General features: G+C 69.1%; 18 protein-coding genes. 13 read left to right on the forward strand and 5 right to left on the reverse strand.

What is annotated here, in order from left to right; translation table 11 throughout:
- Positions 1-248 precede the first annotated feature (248 nt).
- Positions 249-3,914, forward strand: a complete 3,666-nt coding sequence (gene putA, locus FEI13_RS05095; RefSeq protein WP_138180025.1) for a bifunctional proline dehydrogenase/L-glutamate gamma-semialdehyde dehydrogenase PutA — start codon at positions 249-251, stop codon at positions 3,912-3,914.
- Between the two features lie 185 nt (positions 3,915-4,099).
- Here putA and FEI13_RS05100 read toward each other — a convergent pair whose 3' ends face one another.
- Positions 4,100-4,903 (reverse strand): ribonuclease H family protein, encoded by an 804-nt coding sequence (locus FEI13_RS05100; RefSeq protein WP_138180027.1) that lies wholly within the window; start codon positions 4,901-4,903, stop codon positions 4,100-4,102.
- 314 nt (positions 4,904-5,217) lie between these two features.
- On the opposite strand from FEI13_RS05100, the gene FEI13_RS05105 reads away from it, so the two are divergent.
- The 6 genes from FEI13_RS05105 to FEI13_RS05130 all read left to right on the forward strand — a co-directional run bounded on the left by FEI13_RS05105 (position 5,218) and on the right by FEI13_RS05130 (position 11,753).
- Entirely contained in the window at positions 5,218-6,138 is a 921-nt protein-coding gene (locus tag FEI13_RS05105) for a beta-keto acid cleavage family enzyme (RefSeq protein WP_138180028.1), read from the forward strand.
- Entirely contained in the window at positions 6,135-7,091 is a 957-nt protein-coding gene (locus FEI13_RS05110) for an L-carnitine dehydrogenase (protein ID WP_138180030.1), read from the forward strand. The genes FEI13_RS05105 and FEI13_RS05110 overlap by 4 nt, the downstream gene beginning before the upstream one ends.
- Entirely contained in the window at positions 7,091-7,552 is a 462-nt protein-coding gene (locus FEI13_RS05115; RefSeq protein WP_138180032.1) for a thioesterase family protein, read from the forward strand. Before FEI13_RS05110 ends, FEI13_RS05115 begins: the two co-directional genes overlap by 1 nt.
- Positions 7,553-7,730: 178 nt before the next feature.
- Positions 7,731-9,338 (forward strand): BCCT family transporter, encoded by a 1,608-nt coding sequence (locus tag FEI13_RS05120; protein ID WP_138180034.1) that lies wholly within the window; start codon positions 7,731-7,733, stop codon positions 9,336-9,338.
- 130 nt (positions 9,339-9,468) lie between these two features.
- Complete coding sequence (locus tag FEI13_RS05125; protein WP_204758355.1) at positions 9,469-10,434, forward strand: GlxA family transcriptional regulator; 966 nt, start codon at positions 9,469-9,471, stop codon at positions 10,432-10,434.
- A 98-nt stretch (positions 10,435-10,532) separates the two neighbouring features.
- Positions 10,533-11,753 (forward strand): TauD/TfdA family dioxygenase, encoded by a 1,221-nt coding sequence (locus FEI13_RS05130; RefSeq protein WP_138180036.1) that lies wholly within the window; start codon positions 10,533-10,535, stop codon positions 11,751-11,753.
- Between the two features lie 85 nt (positions 11,754-11,838).
- Here the strand turns inward: FEI13_RS05130 and FEI13_RS05135 are convergent, their stop codons facing one another.
- From FEI13_RS05135 to FEI13_RS05145, 4 genes are all read right to left on the reverse strand, one after another.
- Positions 11,839-12,279, reverse strand: coding sequence for a DUF411 domain-containing protein (locus FEI13_RS05135; RefSeq protein ID WP_138180038.1), 441 nt, complete (start codon positions 12,277-12,279; stop codon positions 11,839-11,841).
- The gene (locus FEI13_RS19160; protein WP_166462121.1) at positions 12,276-12,428 is read right to left on the reverse strand and encodes a hypothetical protein; all 153 of its coding nucleotides are present in this window, start codon (positions 12,426-12,428) and stop codon (positions 12,276-12,278) included. The genes FEI13_RS05135 and FEI13_RS19160 overlap by 4 nt, the downstream gene beginning before the upstream one ends.
- Positions 12,429-12,506: 78 nt before the next feature.
- Positions 12,507-12,812 (reverse strand): hypothetical protein, encoded by a 306-nt coding sequence (locus tag FEI13_RS05140; RefSeq protein ID WP_138180040.1) that lies wholly within the window; start codon positions 12,810-12,812, stop codon positions 12,507-12,509.
- A 115-nt stretch (positions 12,813-12,927) separates the two neighbouring features.
- Positions 12,928-13,545: a Spy/CpxP family protein refolding chaperone gene (locus FEI13_RS05145; protein WP_240036433.1), complete on the reverse strand. Its 618-nt coding sequence runs from the start codon at positions 13,543-13,545 to the stop codon at positions 12,928-12,930.
- Between the two features lie 208 nt (positions 13,546-13,753).
- Here FEI13_RS05145 and FEI13_RS19400 point away from each other — a divergent pair, with 208 nt between their 5' ends.
- From FEI13_RS19400 to FEI13_RS05170, 6 genes are all read left to right on the forward strand, one after another.
- Entirely contained in the window at positions 13,754-13,966 is a 213-nt protein-coding gene (locus FEI13_RS19400; protein ID WP_240036434.1) for a hypothetical protein, read from the forward strand.
- A 50-nt stretch (positions 13,967-14,016) separates the two neighbouring features.
- Positions 14,017-14,271, forward strand: a complete 255-nt coding sequence (locus FEI13_RS19405; RefSeq protein WP_240036435.1) for a cupredoxin domain-containing protein — start codon at positions 14,017-14,019, stop codon at positions 14,269-14,271.
- 10 nt (positions 14,272-14,281) lie between these two features.
- Entirely contained in the window at positions 14,282-14,947 is a 666-nt protein-coding gene (locus FEI13_RS05155) for a response regulator transcription factor (protein ID WP_138180042.1), read from the forward strand.
- Positions 14,928-16,265 carry an ATP-binding protein gene (locus tag FEI13_RS05160; protein ID WP_138180044.1) on the forward strand — a complete coding sequence of 446 codons (1,338 nt, stop codon included), beginning with the start codon at positions 14,928-14,930 and terminating at the stop codon, positions 16,263-16,265. The genes FEI13_RS05155 and FEI13_RS05160 overlap by 20 nt, the downstream gene beginning before the upstream one ends.
- Before the next feature lie 71 nt (positions 16,266-16,336).
- The gene (locus FEI13_RS05165) at positions 16,337-18,079 is read left to right on the forward strand and encodes a copper resistance system multicopper oxidase (RefSeq protein WP_138180046.1); all 1,743 of its coding nucleotides are present in this window, start codon (positions 16,337-16,339) and stop codon (positions 18,077-18,079) included.
- 37 nt (positions 18,080-18,116) lie between these two features.
- Positions 18,117-18,887 carry a copper resistance protein B gene (locus FEI13_RS05170; RefSeq protein ID WP_138180048.1) on the forward strand — a complete coding sequence of 257 codons (771 nt, stop codon included), beginning with the start codon at positions 18,117-18,119 and terminating at the stop codon, positions 18,885-18,887.
- Positions 18,888-19,047 lie beyond the last annotated feature (160 nt).

Below are 19,047 nucleotides of genomic sequence, written 5' to 3' on the forward strand. Positions count from 1 at the left end.
GGCTCTGGACCTCGCCCCTACCGCGTGACCCGCTTTTTGCGGCGTTGGGGAAGGCCTAAGGAGGCCGGCCGCTGCCCGACCTAGCGCCGTTGCCGCCAGGTCCCGGTGGCCGGCGTTTATCGCGTGAGCGAAGTGGTGGGTGCAACCCTGGCCGGGGCGCCTACGCTAGATGAATGACTTTCGACAACGACGACGGCATCCGAGATCACACTTCAACGATGCGATGCGCGTCGCTAGGGGGATGCTGCATGAACGAATCCAACCTTCAGCCGCAAGGCAACGTGAGCGAGCTGCGCGAGCGGATTCGCGCCCACTATGCGGCCGACGAGGCCGAGGTGCTCAAGGGGCTCGTCGAGCGTATCGAGCTGTCGGACGAGGCGCGCCGACGGGTGGCCGAGGCCGGGGCCAACTACGTGGCGCGGGTGCGCAAGGAGACTTCGCCGAGCATGATGGAGTCCTTCCTGGCCGAGTATGGGCTCTCCACCGCCGAGGGGGTCGGCCTGATGTGCCTGGCCGAGGCGCTGCTGCGGGTGCCCGATGCCGAGACCATCGACGATCTGATCCACGACAAGATCGAGCCCTCCGACTGGGGCGCGCACCTCGGCAAGTCCTCCTCGTCGATGGTCAACGCCTCGACCTGGGCGCTGATGCTCACCGGCAAGGTGCTGGAAGAGGACCCCAAGGGACCGGTGCGCGCGCTGCGCGGCCTGGTGCGCCGCATGGGCGAGCCGGTGGTGCGCACCGCGGTGGGCCAGTCGATGAAGATCCTCGGCCGCCAGTTCGTGCTCGGCCAGACCATCGACGAGGGGATGAAGAACGCCCGCGAGCTCGAGAAGCAGGGCTACACCTACTCCTACGACATGCTGGGCGAGGCGGCGCGCACCGACGACGATGCGCTGCGCTATCACGAGGCCTACGCCACGGCGATCGCCGCCATCGCCAAGCAGGCCAAGGGCGACGTGCGCGGCAGTCCCGGCATCTCGGTGAAGCTCTCGGCGCTGCATCCGCGCTACGAGTACACCCACCGTGACACCGTGATGAGCGACCTCGTGCCCCGTGCGCGGGAGCTGGTGAAGCAGGCCGCCAAGGCCAACATCGGCTTCAATATCGATGCCGAGGAGCAGGATCGGCTGGATCTGTCGCTCGACGTGATCGAGGCGTTGCTCTCCGATCCGGGCCTCGACGGCTGGGATGGCTTCGGGGTGGTGGTGCAGGCCTACGGGCGTCGCGCCGCGCCGATGATCGAGGCCCTCCACGAGATGGCCGAGCGCTACAACCGTAAGATCATGGTGCGGCTGGTGAAGGGCGCCTACTGGGACACCGAGATCAAGTTGGCGCAGGAAATGGGCGTCGACACCTTCCCGGTCTTTACCCGCAAGGTCAACACCGATGTCAGCTACATGGCCTGCGCCAAGATGCTGCTCGAGCGGCGCGACCGCATCTATCCCCAGTTCGCGACCCACAACGCCCATACCTGCGCCGCCATCGTCGCCATGGCCGGCGATGACAAGGACAGCTACGAGTTCCAGCGCCTGCACGGCATGGGCGAGTCGCTGCACCACATCGTGAAGGAGTCGGAGGGGACCCACTGCCGTATCTACGCCCCGGTCGGCGCGCACCGTGACCTGCTGGCCTACCTGGTACGGCGCCTGCTGGAGAACGGAGCGAATTCCTCATTCGTCAACCAGGTGGTGGACGACACCATCCCCCCGAGCGAGGTCTCGAAGGACCCCGTGGCCGGAGTGCAGCGCCTGGGCGACGCCATCGCCAGCCCGTTGATCCGCCAGCCCGGCGAGCTCTTCGCCCCCGAGCGCAAGAACTCCCGCGGCTACCGGATCAATGAACCCGCCTCGATCCTGCCGCTGATCTCGGCCCGCGAGGGCTTCGCCGACACGACCTGGACGGCCGCGCCGATGCTCGCCGGGAACCCCGCACCACAGGGAACGGCGCGCGATGCGCGCTCTCCCGCCGACGGCTCGCGCGTGGTTGGCCAGGTGCATGAGGCGACCAAGGAGGAGGTGGCGGCCGCGCTGGACGCCGCCGAGGCAGGCTACCGCGACTGGTCGGCGCGCCCGGTCGCCGAGCGCGCCGAGGTGCTGCGCCGCACCGCGGATCTCTACGAGGAACACATCGCCGAGCTGACCGTGATCGCCACCCGCGAGGCCGGCAAGATGATGTTCGATGGCATCGCCGAGGTCCGCGAGGCGGTGGACTTCCTGCGCTACTACGCCAACGAGAGCGAACGACTCGAGGCCGAGGAGCCCGGCAGCGCCCGCGGCCTCTTCGTCTGCATCAGCCCGTGGAACTTCCCGCTGGCGATCTTCACTGGCCAGATCGCCGCCGCCCTGGCGGCCGGCAACGCGGTGCTCGCCAAGCCCGCCGAGCAGACCCCGCTGATCGCCGCCCGGGCCGTCGAGCTGATGCGCGAGGCCGGCCTGCCCGAGGCGGCGCTGCAGCTGCTGCCCGGCGACGGGCCGACGGTGGGCGGGCCGCTGACCCACGATCCGCGCATCGCCGGCGTCTGCTTCACCGGCTCGATCGAGGTGGCGCAGATCATCCACCAGGCCCTGGCGCAGAATGCCGGGCCGGATGCGGTGCTGATCGCCGAGACCGGCGGGCTCAACGCCATGATCGTGGACTCCAGTGCGCTGACCGAGCAGGCGGTGCGCGACATCTTGATCTCGTCCTTCCAGTCGGCCGGTCAGCGCTGTTCGGCGCTGCGGATGCTCTACGTCCAGGAGGAGGCGCGCGAGCGGCTCTTGACCATGCTCGACGGCGCCATGGACGCGCTGGTGATCGGCGATCCCTGGAACACCGATACCGACGTCTCGCCGGTGATCGACGCCGAGGCCCAGGCCGATATCACCGCCTATGTGGCGGCGGCCCGCAAGGCCGGCAAGCTGCTCAAGATGCTGCCCGCGCCGAAGGAGGGTACCTTCGTCACCCCGGCGATAGTCGAGGTCGGCGGCATCGAGGATCTCGAACGCGAGATCTTCGGGCCGGTGTTGCACGTGGCCACCTTCAAGGCCCGCGAGATCGACGAGGTGGTCGATGCGATCAACGCCAGGGGCTACGGCCTGACCTTCGGCCTGCATACCCGCATCGACGATCGCGTGCAGCAGATCGTCGAGCGGATCCACGTCGGCAACGTCTATGTGAACCGCAACCAGATCGGCGCCATCGTCGGCTCCCAGCCCTTCGGGGGCGAGGGGCTCTCGGGCACCGGTCCCAAGGCCGGCGGGCCGCTCTACGTCACCCGCTTTCGCCGCACCGCCGAGGCCGAGCGCTTTGAGGCGCCCAGCGGCGATGCCGTGGCGCTCGGCGAACTCCAGTCGGCCCTCGACGGGCTCGATCCGCGTAACTGGGCGGCGCGGCCCGATCGGGTCGAGGTGCTGCGCCGGGCGCTTTCCGGCCAGCGCGGCGTGATCCGCAAGGCACTGGCCGAGGCCGCGTCCCTGGACATGACGCCGCAGACGCTGCCCGGACCGACCGGGGAGAGCAACCGGCTGGCGATGTATCCCAAGGGGCCGGTGCTGTGTCTCGGTCCGACGCTGGAGATCGCCGTCGCCCAGGCGGTGCAGGCGCTCGGCGCCGGCTGTCCGGTGCTGATCGTCGCACCGGGGGCGGCCGAGGCCGTGCAGCCGCTCGAGCGGGCCGGGGCGCCGGTCGCCGGGCTCGACGGCCGCGTCTCGGTCGACACGCTGACCGCGGTCGAGGGCATCGTGGCGGTGGCCGCCGCCGGCACCAGCGACTGGACCCGCGAGCTGCGCCTGGCGCTCGCCGAGCGCGACGGGCCCATCGTGCCGCTGGAGACCCAGGTCATCGCGCCGGAGCGCTACGTGGTGGAGCGCCATCTGTGCATCGACACCACTGCCGCCGGCGGCAACGCCAGCCTGCTGGCCACGGCCGAGTAGGCGCGCCGCTCGACCGATAAGGACGGGTAAAAAAGGTGAGGAAGCAAAAGGGCCTGCGACGAAGTCGCAGGCCCTTCTTTCGGGGGCTTCGCAGACCCGCGTGACGCCAGCGGGGTTCGTGGAATCGATGCTCGGCATCGCGATCCGCCGCATAGCGGCGGTACGTGGTGTGCCGCGGGCGCCCTTCAGCCGCGCTTGAGCTTGAGCACCTCGGCCACGGCGTGGCTGCCCTGGTAGCGTGTGAACGCGGATTCCCGCTGGTCGGCGCCGTACATCGCCATCCGGTCGGCCAGTTCGTTGCCCTCCACCCCGGCGTGCCCCTTGACGTGGGCGATGGCAACCTTCGCCTTGAGGCGCTCGTAGAGGGCGTGGGTCGGCTGGATGATCTCCGGGTTCTTGATCGCCTGGCCGTCGGCCTTCTTCCAGCCGCGCTTCTTCCAGCCACCGGCCCACTTGGTGATGGCGTTGATGGTGTAGGTGGAGTCGCAGTGGATGCGCACCGAGGCGCCCCGGGCGATCTCCTGCTCAGCCACCCGCAGCGCCTGGTGGAAGGCGTTCAGCTCGGCGGTGTTGTTGGTGCCCTGAGGGTTGTGCAGCCCGTACCAGAGCTCGGCGAGGACCCCCTCGCGATAGACCACCATGCCCGAGCCGGCATCGCCGGGGTTGGGCTCGCAGGCGCCGTCGCAGTAGATCTCGGTATCGAAGCGCTGCGCCGGCTCGTCGCGGGCAGGCGCCGTTTTGGGGCGCCGTGCGGCACCGCCGGTGGCCTTCGTGGCGGAGGCGCTCGCCGTCCTGGTCTTGCGCGCCGGCGCGGCGCCCCCCGGCCCCTTGGCGAAGGCGGCCTCGGCCTCCTCGCGGGAGGGGAATGACTTGTAGAGGGCCTTGGGATAGCCCTTCACCTGGCGACTGCACTCGTCCCAGGTGCTGAAGATACCGGTCTGTCGCCCGACCCAGACGACGTAGGACTTGGGGCCTTTCCGTGCTGCCATGCGGCGCTCCGTGGTGAGGTGGCTCGGTGTCGGTGATGGCTGAGTCTGGCCGCACGCGATCCTCGCGGACCGTCGTTCGCACTCGCTCGGCGTCGACGAGCGGCATGCGGCGAGGCGCGCCGTCGCGACGGTGCCAATTCTACGGGAGGGGCGCGCGAGCTGCCGAATTCGCTGCCGCCGTTCCGCGGCGGAAGGAAAAGATTTGGGGAGAAATGTCGCTTTGTGTGTATTTAAGGTCGCTTTACGTCGAATCAAGCGGGCAGGATACCCCCACACTGTCGCCATTCCCATCCTAGAACCCCAGGAGGTCGACCATGAACCGCAACGTCATCCTGACCTGCGCCGTCACCGGTGCCGGCGATACCGCCGGCAAGAACCCCCATGTCCCGGTCACGCCGCCGCAGATCGCCGACAACTGCATCGAGGCCGCCCGCGCCGGCGCCAGCGTCGCCCACATCCACGTGCGCGACCCCGAGACCGGCGGCATCAGCCACTCCACCGAGCACTTCCGCGAGGTGATGGAGCGCGTCCGCGAGGCCGACGTCGACATCGTCATGAACATCACCGCCGGCGGTGGCGGCGACTGGGTGCCGGACGTCGAGGATCCGACCCGCGGCGGCCCGGGCACCGACATCCAGACCCCGGCCGAGCGCCATGCCCCGGTGGGCGAGCTGCTGCCCGAGCTCTGCACCCTGGATTGCGGCAGCCTCAACTTCGGCGACATGGTCTACGTCAACACCGCCGACTGGCTGCGCGAGCATGCCCGCCTGGTGCAGGCCGCCGGCGTCAAACCGGAGCTCGAGTGCTTCGACCTCGGCCACGTCTGGTTCGCCCGCCAGCTGCAACAGGAAGGCCTGCTCGACGGCGATCCGCTGTTCCAGCTCTGCCTGGGCATCCCTTGGGGCGCCGAGGCCGACCCCGAGACCATGCTGGCGATGCGCAACAAGCTGCCGGAGAACGCCAACTGGGCCGCCTTCGGCATCGGCCGCCACCAGATGCCGATGGTCGCTCAGGCGATGCTGCTCGGCGGCCACGCCCGGGTCGGTCTGGAGGACAACCTCTACCTGAAGAAGGGCGTGATGGCCACCAACGGCGGCCTGGTCGAGAAGGCCGGCACCCTCATCGAGAACCTCGGCGGTCGCATCATGACCCCGGCCGAGACCCGCGCGCACCTCAAGCTGCGCGACCCGAACACTGGCCTGACCGTCGAGACAGCCGTGGGAGGTGAAGCATGAGCCAGCAGCTGACCGTCATCGGCACCGGCGTCATCGGTAACGGCTGGGTCGCCCGGGCCCTGGCCCGCGGCTGGGACGTGGTCGCCTTCGACCCGGCCCCCGGGGCCTCCGCGCGCACTCGCGCCTTCGTCGACAACGCCTGGGGCTCGCTCGAGAAGCTGGGCCTCGCCGAGGGAGCCGACCCGTCGCGGCTGACCTTCGTCGATCGCCTCGAGGAGGCCGTGGCCGGCGCCGACCTGGTCCAGGAGAACGTGCCCGAGCGCCTCGAGCTCAAGCGCGAGATCCTCGCCGCCATCGATGCCGCAGCGGCCCCCGGCACGATCGTTGGCTCCTCCACCTCGGGCTTCAAGCCCAGCGACCTGCAGCGCGACTGTACCTGGGTCCCGGGACGGGTGATCGTCGCTCACCCCTTCAATCCGGTCTATCTGCTGCCACTGGTCGAGCTGGTCGGCGGCGAGGCCACCGAGCCCCGCCAGATCGAGCAGGCCCAGGCGCTCTACCAGGACCTGGCGATGCGGCCGCTGGTGGTGCGTCGTGAGATCGAGGGCCATATCGCCGATCGCCTGATGGAGGCGCTGTGGCGCGAGGCGCTGCACCTGGTCAACGACGGCGTCGCCACCACCGAGGAGATCGATGCCGCGGTGGTCTACGGCTGCGGCCTGCGCTGGTCGCTGATGGGCACCTTCCTGACCTTCCATCTGGCCGGCGGCGAGCAGGGCATGCGCCACATGCTCGAGCAGTTCGGCCCGGCGCTGAAGCTGCCCTGGACCAAGCTCGAGGCCCCGGAGCTCACCGATGAGCTGATCGACAAGGTGGTCGAGGGCTGCGAGTACCAGGCCGCCGATCGTCCGGTCGCCGAGCTCGATCGCCGCCGCGACGACTTCCTGGTCGAGCTGCTCGACCTGGTGCAGAAGTACTGGCCCGAGGCCGAGGGCCTGGAGGGGCGCATCTGATGGCACTGATGGAGATCCGTGTCGCCCCAGAGTGGGTCGACTACAACGGCCACATGAACGATGCCGAGTACGCGCGGGTGTTCTCCCTGGGCGTGGAGGCGCTGATGGATGCCATCGGCCTCGACGAGGCCGGCCGCGCGCGCTATGGCTACACCCTCTACACCCTGGAGACGCACCTCTGCTACCGCCGCGAGGCCCACGAGGGCCAGCCGCTGTCGGTCGAGGAGACGGTGCTGGCGCGTGACGCCAAGCGCCTGCACGTCTTCTTCACGATGCACGACCGCGAGGGCATGCTACTGGCCACCAGCGAGCAGATGCTGATGGGCATCGACAGCGATGCCGGCCGCCCGGCGCCGTTCCCGGAGGCCGTGGCCGGCGTCATCGAGACGCTGCCCGCCGCCGCCGAGGGCGACTGGCCGGAACTCGCCGGGCGTCGCATCGGGCTGCCCGCCAGGCGCTGAGCGTCTTCGGCACCGACGCCAAGAAGAACAACGAGGTACCGCCCGGCCGATGCCGGGCGGCTAACGGGATCGCCGGCCCGAGGCCCGGCTCAATGAGGACGACGTTATCGCTACTTCAACTCCCCCCACCCCGCCGACACGCCGTGCCAGCCATGAGGTCGAGACCTCCACCGACTATATGGTCACCGAGCTCTCCCAGGAGGGCTTCTTCAGCGGCATGCACAAGGGCATGACCATCACCGCCGCGCTACTGGTGCTGGGGTTCGTGCTCTTCACCGGCGTGATGCCGGACCTGGCCAGCGGGCTGTTCGGCACCACCCGCGCCTGGATCGAGACCACCTTCAGCGGCTACTACCTGATCACCGTGATGCTGCTGCTGGTGGTCTGCGCCTACATCGTGCTCAGCCGCCATGGCAGTGTGCGCCTGGGACCCGATGACAGCCGGCCCGACTTCAGCAACTTCGCCTGGTTCTCGATGCTGTTCTCCGCCGGCATCGGCATCGGCATCCTGTTCTTCGGCGTCGCCGAACCGATCTTCTACTTCGACAACACCGGCGCCTTCGGCTACCCCAACAACCCCCATGCCGACATGGCCGGCGCGGCCGCCATGAACTATGAGCGGGCCATCGATGCGCTGCGCGTCTCGGTCTTCCACTGGGGGCTGCACGGCTGGGCGATCTACGTGATCGTCGGCATGTCGTTGGCCTACTTCGCCTACCGCAAGGGCCTGCCCCTGGCGCTGCGCTCGGCGCTCTATCCGTTCATCGGCGAGCGCATCTTCGGCCCCATCGGCCATGCCGTGGATATCCTCGGCGTGCTCGGCTGCGTGTTCGGCGTCGCCACCTCGCTGGGGCTCGGCGTCAGCCAGATGGCGGTGGGCCTGGAGCGCCTGGTCGGCACCGACCCGGGGCTCAATTCCCAGCTGGTGCTGATCGCCGTGATCTCGGCGGTGTCGGTCATCTCGGCGGTCTCCGGGGTCCAGCGCGGCATCAAGATCATCTCGGAGATGAACATCTGGGTCTCGGTGGCCGTGGTCGCGACCTTCCTGATCGGTGGCCCGACCCTGTGGCTGATCGGCGCCTTCGGCGATACCGTGCTCGACTACGCCATCAACTTCATCCCCATGGGACTGTGGTTCGCCGACGATCCCGGCACCACCGAGTGGCAGCAGGGCTGGACCATCTTCTACTGGGGCTGGTGGCTGGCCTGGGCGCCGTTCGTCGGCATCTTCATCGCGCGCATCTCCCGGGGCCGCACCCTGCGTGAATTCGTGCTCGGCGTGCTGCTGGTGCCGACGATGATCATCTTCGTCTGGCTGATCATCTTCGGCGGCAACGCCCTGCACCAGGAGCTCACCGCCGCCGGTGGCCCGGGCAGCGGCGGCATCATCGAGCTGGTCAACGCCTGGAACCTGCCGGCCGCGCTGTTCGAAAGCGCCGACGGCATCGCCGGCACCGGCACCTTCGGCTGGGTGCTCTCGGCGTTGATGGTGTTCCTGCTGATGAGCTGGTTCGTCACCTCCTCGGACTCCGGCACCCTGGTGCTGACCACCATCCTGTCGCTGGGCAACGAGGAGCCGCCGCAGCGCTTCCGCGTGTTCTGGGGCGTGGTGATCGGCCTGGTGGCCGCGACGCTGCTGATGGCCGGCGGCCTCAAGGCGCTGCAGACGGCGCTGATCGCCGCGGCCCTGCCGCTCAGCGTGGTGATCCTGGTGATGACCGCCGGCGTGCTGGTCTCGTTGTTCCGCGAGTCGCGACGCCGCATCGGGGCGACCCAGCGCCAGTGACCTGACGCCGCGCTCTCGCGCGGGCCGATGAAGGCGGCCGAAATCCCGGGGGATCTCGGCCGCTTCCGTTGTGCCGTCCCGGCCGCCTACAATCGGCGCTCGATCCCGATTCCCTCTTGCCAGGTGCTCCATGCGACTGAAGCTCCCCGCGTCCTCCCCGGAGCGCCTCGGTTTCCTGCTGCTGCCGCGCTTCGCCATGGTGGCCTTCTTCTCGGCCATCGAGCCACTGCGCATCGCCAACCGCATCAGCGGGCAGACGCTCTTCCAGTGGGACGTGATCAGCCGCGACGGTGGGCCGGTGGAGGCCTCCAACGGCATGACCCTGGCGGCCGACGTGAGCCTGGCGAACGTGCCGATGGCGCCGAGCCTGGCGGTCTGCGCGAGCTTCGCCCCGGAAGCCGCCGTCGACGAGACGCTGCTCGACTGGCTGCGTGAGCGAGCCGCGCAGGGCGTCACCCTGGGCGGCATGGATACCGGCTGCTTCGTGCTGGCCGCCGCCGGCCTGCTCGCCGACCAGACGGTGACCCTGCACTGGGAGAGCCTGCCGGAGTTCCGCGAGCGCTTCCCCGAGATCGAGGCGGTGGAATCCGTCTTCGAGGTCACGCCGAGCGGCTTCTCCTGCGCCGGCGGCAGCGCGGCCATCGACATGAGCCTGGATCTGATTCGCCGACGTCACGGCGACGACCTGGCCGACCGGGTCCGTGAGCAGCTCGTCCACCACCAGCGGCGCCAGCCGGCGAGTCGCCAGCGCGGCCTGCCGGGCCAGGGCCTCGACCCGCTGATCCATCGCGCCATCGTGCTGATGGAGGATCACCTGGAGGCGCCGCTGAGTATCCGCGCGCTGGCCGACGAGCTGGGGCTCGGCTGGCGCCGCCTGGAGCGCCTCTTCGAGCGGGACCTCGCCTGCTCGCCCCAGCGCTTCTACGTGGAGCGCCGCCTGGCCCATGCCCACCGGCTGCTGCGCGAGACGCGCCACCCGATCACCCAGATCGCCCTGGCCAGCGGCTTCGCCTCCGCCTCGAGCTTCACCCGCGCCTTCCGCCGCCACCACGGCGTGACGCCGAGCCAGCTGCGCCGCGGCCTCGAGTCGAGCTGATTGTCGGATCGTGCACAGTGGGTGTCGGATCGGGTCGCGTCGCGCCCCGCCACGGCTGTCATCCTGTGGGCATGCTCAACGCCAACGGGAGTCACTCCATGACCACGCTACCGCTTACCCCCGACTACGACGCCTGGCCCATCGAGGCCGACCTCGAGAGTGTCTCCGTCACGCCTCGCCTGGTGACCGTGCAGTGGAGCGACGGCCGGGTCAGCCGCTACCACAGTATCTGGCTGCGCGAGAACGCCGCCGACGACACCACCGTCAATCCGGCGACCCGGGAACGCATCCTGGATCTCTCCATGCTGCCCGCCTGGCCGGAGGTCGAGGGCGCCGAGATCGACGCCGCCGGCGCGCTCTGCGTGGACTTCGCCATGGAGGACCGCCGCCTGCGCTTCCATCCCGGCTGGCTGCGCGCCCACGACTACGATAATCTCCACGACGCCGATGCGCCGCTGGTGCCGGTGACCACCTGGCAAGGCGGCCCCGAGGCCGGCCCGGACACCCTCTCCGCCGCCGGGCTGCTCGACACCTCCCCGAACAGCGAGGCCGAGGAGGCGATCCTCGCCCCGGCGCTTGCGAGCGTGCTCGCCAAGGGGCTGGTGCGCCTGCGCGACCTGCCCACCGAGCCGGGCTCGCTGGAGTCCATCGCTCGGCGTATCGGGCCGGTGCGCCCGACCAACTTCGGCCAGCTGTTCGACGTTCAGGCCAAGCCGGACCCCGACTCCAACGCCTACACCTCCATCGCCCTGCCGCCCCATACCGATCTGCCGACCCGCGAGTACCACCCCGGCCTGCAGATGCTGCACTGCCTGGAGAACGGCGTGGAAGGCGGCCAGGCGGTGATGCTCGACGGCTTCGCCGTGGCCGAGGCGCTGCGCGAGCGCCATCCCGAGGCCTGGGCGACCCTGACCCGGGTGCGCTGGTGCTACGCCAACACCGCCAAGACCACCGACTACGTCTGGTTCGAGCCGATGATCCGCCTGGACGCCCGGGGCGAGCTGCTCGAGGTGCGCATCGCCGACTTCCTGCGCGGCCCCCTGCAGACCACCTTCGAGGACGTCGAGCCGGCCTATGAGGCGCTGATGACCCTGCAGCGCCTGCTGCGCGATCCGGTCTTCGCGATCCGCTTCACTTATCGGCCCGGGGACCTGGTGATCTTCGACAACCGCCGCCTGCTGCACGCTCGGGACGCCTTCGAGGGCAGCACCGGCCACCGCTGGCTGCAGGGCTGCTACATGGAGCGCGACGAGATCCGCTCGCGCTATCGCATGATCCAGCGCGCCCGGCGCCGTCGATGGGTCACGGCCGAGGCCTGAGGCCGCCTGGTAGCGTTCGGAGACGCCAACGAGATCGCCCCGGCATGTGCCGGGGCGATCTCGTTGGGTCGCCTCAAGGGCCGCGTCAGAGCGTCATGAAGGGGGCGTCCTGCCGGTCGGTGAACCGGTAGACCTCGTAGGGCGAGCGCTGGGGACCGGGCATGCCGGGGGTGCCGATGGGCATGCCCGCCAGGCCGATGCCGTCGATCGCCGGTCGCTCCTCGAACAGCCGCTCCACGGCCGCCATCGGCACGTGGCCCTCGATCACGTAGTCGCCCATGGTGATGGTGTGGCAGGAGCCGAGCCCGTAGGGGACGCCGGAGTCGGCCTTGACCTCGCCGAGCGGCCGGTCGTCGATGACGGTGACTTCGACGCCCAGCGCCTCGAGGTGCCGGGCATAGCCGTCGCAGCAGCCGCACTGCGGGTTTTTGTACAGGGTGGCCTCGGTGGGCAGGGCGGCCTGGGCGGTCCCGGCGCCCAGCAACAGGGCGGTGGACAGCAGCAGCGGCGGGGCGAAGCGGTTCATGAGCGATCCTCCCGGGAACGGTGTGACGTGAACAGGTACTTGGCGAGGGCCGCGATGCCGAGGCCCAGCAGCAGCAGGGCGGCGAGTGGCATCAGCCAGCCCATCCAGCCCATGGCGCCCATCAGGGCGAAGCAGTCGGTGGTCATCATGAGGTGACTCCTGACGAGAGTGCGGAATGATCCGGCGGCAGGCGGGAGGCCGGCGCACCGCGAAAGACAGACGTCGCCTCAGGGTCTGGGAGGGGGCCGGGCCGGCAGGGGGGCGTGATCGACCAGCGCCGGGCCGGCGGCGTCGATCGGCGTGGCGGCCGGCAGGGAAGCCATGACGGGCGCCGCGGCCACGACCGCGCAGGTACTGCAGTCCAGGTCAGCCCCCGCCAGCATCTCGGCCGGGGGCGCCGAACAGTCGCTGGCGCAGGCGTCCATCGCCGCATGGCCCGACAGGCTCGCCACCGACAGCAGCACCGCGAGCAGCAGCGCCAGCAGGCGTTGGCCTTGTCGGGAGTGATGCGGTTGTCGAGCCGATGCGGTCATGGGTGGGGATACCCTCGTCGTGGCAGCCTCATTGTGGGCCCAATGGGCGATCCGCTACCTTGATTCAGCGCAAGGGATGGCCGCATCGTCCCGCGATGCCCGTCGAGCGCCGGTGTCATGGCTGACGTGGCTGGCCTGAGGCGCCCTGCTGAAGCCGTTCGCGCTGCTCGTCGGTCAGCAGATCCTGCAGCTGATTGTGCAGGCGCACCCGGTCCGCCATCATCGCGCCCTGGAGTTCGGCCATCTGGTCATGCAGGGCCTTCACCTCGTCGGGGTCGGGCGCTTCGGCATGCATCTCCTCCATCAGCGCCATGCGCAGGTCCATCATCTGCCCCATGCGTTCGAACTGGGCGGGACGGTGTTGCTGCATCAGCTCACGCATCTCGCGACGCTGCTCTGGCTCGAGCCCCTGCATCAGGCCGTAGCCCATCATGCCGGGCCCCATGCCACCCTGGCCGTAGCCCATCATGCCGGGGCCCATGCCACCCTGGCCGTAGCCCATCATGCCGGGGCCCATGCCACCCTGGTGTCCGTAGCCCATCATGCCGGGGCCCATGCCGCCCTGGCCATGGCCCATCATGCCGGAATCCTTGCCGCCCTGATGTCCGTAGCCCATCATGCCGCCAGCGCCCTGGTGACCCTGATTCGTACCGTGAGCGGAAGCGGCGCCGCTGGCGGCAATGCCGAGGCCGGCAGCCAGGGCGATGGCGATGACCCGCGGGTATTTGACCATGATCGTTCTCCTCGTCGTGCGTAGGGTAGGAACGTGGTCTTCCCCGATGGGAAGACGCTAGCAACTGTCGTTATGAGCTTACAACCCTTGGGTAGCCCAGAGGTCAAGCGCCCCGCGGGGTTCCTGATGCCGACGCCCGGTTTCAGTCTCGTTTCAGGTTGCTAGGGTACAAAGGGCATTCCCCGATACGATGCGAGAGGTATCCGCGATGCGCAAGGCGTTACTGGCCCTGACCCTGGGGCTCGTCACCAGCACCACCTTCGCCGCCGGCGAGCACGCTGGTTCCCATGCGCCGGCCGGCGACGCTGATATCGACCGTACCATCCGCCTCGAGGCGGGCGACATGTGGTTCGATGCCGAATCGCTGAACCTGCGCCTGGCGACACGATCCGCTTCGAGATCACCAACACCGGTGATCTAGCTCACGAATTCGTGATCGGCGACGCCGAGGCCCAGGAGGCTCACCGGGACATGATGCAGCAGATGAGCGGTGGTCATGGCGGCGAGGGCCATGGCAGTGGAGGACACGGCGACGGCGGGTATGGCGGCCAGGACATGGCCGAGGGGCAGCACGGCGGCCGGATGCCGGCCGTGACCCTGGATCCGGGAGCGCGCGCCACGCTCGTCTGGACCGCTCCGAGGCATGTGGATAGCCTCGCATACGCCTGCAATATTCCCGGGCATTGCGAATCGGGCATGTCGGGCAACATCGATCTTCAGGAGTGATGCGCCGTCAATGAAACTGTTGCTGCTCGAAGATGACGATCTGCTGGCCGAGAGCCTGGTCGATTGCCTCAAGGACAACGGTTATCGCACGGACCTGGCCACGTCGTTGCACATGGCCAGGTCGCTCATGGCCACCGAGCACTATGAGCTGGCGATCCTCGATCTCGGCCTGCCGGACGGCTCGGGACTGGCGCTTCTGAAACAGTGGCGCCAGGCCGGCCATGACCTGCCGGTGCTGATTCTCACCGCGCGTGACACCTGGGAAGACAAGGTGGTCGGCCTCGAGGGCGGCGCCGACGATTACCTGACCAAGCCCTTCCACGACGCCGAGCTCATCGCTCGGATCATGGCGCTCTTGCGCCGCAAGTCCGGGCGCCTCTCCCAGCAGCTGACGCAGAGTGGCGTCTCGCTGGACGAGGCGAACCGCTGCGTGCGCCTCGACGGGGGCCCCTGGCACTTGCTCACCGGCACCGAGTTCCTGCTGCTGCGCTACTTCATGCATCACCCCGGGCGCGTGCTCTCCAAGGATCAGCTGCTTCATCAGCTCTATGCCCTGGAGCAGGACGCTGCGGCGCCCAACCTCATCGAGGTCTACATCGCGCGGCTGCGGCGCTACCTGGGCAAGGCGATCATCCAGACCCGGCGCGGCCAGGGTTATGTCTTCGTTGCGCGTTGATCGGCGCAGCCTGCGTGTCAGGCTGCTGGCCTGGCTGTCGGGCATCGCCCTGGTGGTCACCGGGATGACCTGGCTGCTGCACGGCATCCTGCTGAACGATCTGGCCCGTGATTTCCTCGGCGCGCGCCTGGAGCGCGAGGCCGCCTATGCCATCGAGCAGCTGCGCCGCGATGACCGTGCCTCCGCCGGCGTGCTGGAGTCGGCCAGTCGCGGCTTCCAGGTCTTCCATCATCTCTATGTGCTGCGCCTCGGTGACGACCTCTCGGCCTCCGACCCGCGCTGGCGGGTGGCACTGCAACCGTTGCTCGAGGCATCCAGAGGGGCCCTGACGGAGGTGCGGGAAGAGGGGCAGCACCTTTTGGTCTACCGGCAGGCGTTCGTCCTCAACGGCGAGCGCGGCGTGCTGCTGATCGGTGAGGACTACTCGCAGGTCGAGGCGGGACTCCACCGGCTGCACGGGTGGGTCGGCGGCATCGCCGCCGCGGTGCTGGTGATGCTGGTGGCACTGAACCTGCTGGCGGTCAACCGGGGGTTGATTCCCCTCTCCCGGCTGCGTGACCAGCTGGGGGAGCTGCGCCGTGGCGAGCGTGAGCGGCTCTCCCCGGACGTGCCCTCCGAACTGGATGGTCTGGTCCTCCAGCTCAACCGCTTCATGGACGAGATCGACGCCCGGCTGCAGCGCTCCCGTGACTCGGTGGCCAATCTTTCCCACGCGCTCAAGACGCCGCTGGCGGCGGTCACGCAGGTGCTGCGCGGTACGCGCCCCATCGACGGTAAGCGGCGTCGGCGGCTGCTGGAGCGGCTCGACGCGGTGCATGCCCAGCTGGATGCCGAGCTGCGTCGCTCGCGGATCGCCGGCCCCCATGCCGGGCGCATGACCGAGCTCGGCCGCGACAGCGCGCGGCTGATCGAGATGTTCCGTTCCCTCTACCCCGACAAGCGCTTCACGCTGAGCCTGCCCGCGCAGCGCGACCTGTGGGTCGTGATCGATTCCCAGGATCTCTCCGAGATGCTCGGCATCGTGCTGGACAACGCCGGCAAGTGGGCCACCCGCGAGATCCACTGCCGGCTTCGTCTGGAGGAGGGCCTCACCATCCTCGTCGAGGATGATGGGCCGGGGGTGGCCGAGGCGGACCTGCCGCGCCTGGGCCAACAACGCGGCACCCGCCTGGACGAGCGCTACCCCGGCTACGGGCTGGGGCTGGCGATCCTGCACCAGCTGCTGGCCCGCTATGCGGGGCGGGTCGACTTCGCGGCGAGCCCCCTGGGTGGACTGCGCGTGGCGATCACGGTGCCGGTCGGCGCGAGCCAGGTGTGAGCGGCAGGATTCAGCGGTGATTCAGCTTGGGCCGTCAGGATGGCGCGATCAGTCATCGACGGGAGTCACCCATGTCCGGTTCCGGAGTCATCCACCACCCGCTGACGCGTCGGCAGATCCTCAAGGGCGGCGCGGCGCTGGGTTTAGGCTCGGCCGCTGCCCTGGGCGTGCGCCCCGGCTGGGCCGATCCCTGGGGGCGGACCAGCGTCTATGCCCAGGGTGCCGAGGAGGGGCCCGAGGTGGCGCTGGCCATCCGCCGGGAAGCCCTGCCGATCGACGGCCAGTCGGCTCGGCCGATGACGATCAACGGCACCAGTCCCGGGCCGCTGATTCGTCTCCAGGAGGGCCAGGAGGCGGTGCTCAAGGTCACCAACCTGCTCGATGAGCCCACGTCCATCCACTGGCACGGCCTGATCCTGCCGCCCGGAATGGACGGCGTGCCGGGGGTGAGCTTCGCCGGCATCGCGCCCGGCGAGACCTTCACCTACCGTTTCCCGGTGCGCCAGAACGGCACCTACTGGTATCACAGCCATTCCGGCCTGCAGGAGCAGCTGGGCCACGCCGGCCCGCTGATCATCGACGCGGCCGAGCGCGAGCCGTTCCGCTATGACCGCGAGCACGTGCTGCTGCTCACCGACTGGACCTTCGAGGATCCGATGTCGGTCTTTCGCAACCTCAAGACCGCCGAGGGCTACTACAACGCTCAGGAGCGCACCGTTGCCGACTTCTTCGCCGACGTGCGCGAGAAGGGCTTCGCCGCCACCGCCGAGATGCGCAGCATGTGGGCGAAGATGCGCATGAGCTCCCGCGACATCGCCGACGTCACCGGCAGCACCTATACCTACCTGCTCAACGGCCAAGCCCCCGAGGAGAATTGGACGGCGCTGTTCAAGCGCGGCGAGCGAGTCCGCCTGCGGGTGATCAACGGCTCGGCGATGTCCTACTTCGACGTGCGCATCCCGGGGCTCAAGATGACCGTGGTGGCGGCCGACGGCCAGCCCGTGCAGCCGGTTCCCGTCGACGAGTTTCGTATCGCCGTGGCCGAGACCTATGACGTGCTGGTCGCCCCCGAGGACGACACGGCCTACACGATCTTCGCCGAGACCATGGATCGCAGCGGCTACGCCCGCGCCACCCTGGCGCCCCGCGAGGGCATGACCGCGGCACTCCCCGAGCGGCGCACCATCGCCGATCGTGGCATGGAGGCCATGGGCGCCCACGGCATGGCGGGCATGGACGCAGCCGGCTCTCAGGGCATGCCAGGCATGGACCATGCCGACATGCAGGGCGTGGCGGGTGAGCGCCGCCGAATGAGTGCCAACGGCATGCTGGCGGCCGGCATGGCGCAGCCGGGCTCGCGCTTCGGCCAGGCGGGCATCGGCATCACGCCGGGGGAGCGTCGCACGCTGGTCTATGGCGATCTCAAGGCGTTCACCCCCTGGCCGGATCGCCGTGAGCCGGAGCGTGAGCTTGAGCTGCACCTCACCGGCAACATGGAGCGCTATATCTGGTCCTTCGACGGCAAGACGTTCAGCGAGATGACGGGCCCCCTTCACTTCCATCACGGCGAGCGCCTGCGCCTGATCCTGATCAACGACACCATGATGGAGCACCCGATCCATCTCCACGGCATGTGGATGGAACTCGAGAACGGCCACGGCGCGCTCATCCCCCGCAAGCACACCCTGAACGTCAAGCCCGGCGAGCGCACCTCGGCGCTGATCACCGCCGATGCCGAGGGCAGCTGGGCCTTTCACTGCCACCTGCTCTACCACATGAAGGCCGGCATGTTTCGGGTCGTCCAGGTCTCGTGAGCCCGCTCTCGTCAATCAGGTTCTGCAAGGAGAACGCATGAATACCAGGAACATAGTGATCGGGATCGGCAGCGCCGTGGCCCTGCTGGCGCTCCCCACGGCCCAGGCCGAGGATGGCTATGCGGCCACCGTCGACTGGCCGTCCCCCATGGTCAAGCATCATCTGGGCATGGCGCTGATCGACCGGCTCGAGTATGCCCTGCCCGACGAGGGGCAGGCGGCGCTGGTGTGGGATCTCCAGGCCTGGTATGGCGGCGACGTCAACCGGGTCTACCTCGAGTCGGAGGGCGAGAACGTCCAGGGCGACGGCGAGGATGCCGAATTCGAATCGCTGGAGCTGCGCTACAGCCGGCTGATTGCCGACTTCTGGGAGCTGCAGGGCGGCGTCGGCTATCAGGGCGGGGTGTTCTCGGACGACCACGCCGAGCGCGGCTATGGCGTGGTCGGCCTGCAGGGAGTGATGCCCTACGGCATCGAGACCGACGTGGCGCTGCGCCTCAGCGACGCGGGCGATCTCTCGGCGAGTATCGAGGGCGAGTACGACCTGCGCCTGACCCAGCGCCTCAGCCTGCAGCCGCGCACCGAGATCGCCCTGGCCGCCAGCGAGGCCGAGGCCTTCGGTGTGGGCGAGGGGCTCAATGCCGTGCGGGTCGGCATGCGTCTAGGCTACGCGGTGACGCGGCGCTTCTCCCCCTATGTCGGGGCCTATTGGGAGACGCAGGTCGGGGAGACCGCCGATCTGTCCCGGGTCGACGGCGACGCCACCGAGGACAGCGGCGTCGTGGCCGGGGTCCGGCTGATGCTGTGACCGGCCTCGGCGAGCGTCGCCTTGACCCTTGGGTAACACAAGGGTTCTAGGCTGAAGGCAACGTGTGGGGTGCCACCGCAGCCATCGGCAAGAGGATGGTGTCGGCACATGGCCGCGAGCCATGGCTCAGGGCGCCGGGCGCCCCGATCCGCTCCCGCTA

Source organism: Halomonas urmiana (genome assembly GCF_005780185.1).
GTDB lineage: Bacteria > Pseudomonadota > Gammaproteobacteria > Pseudomonadales > Halomonadaceae > Halomonas > Halomonas urmiana.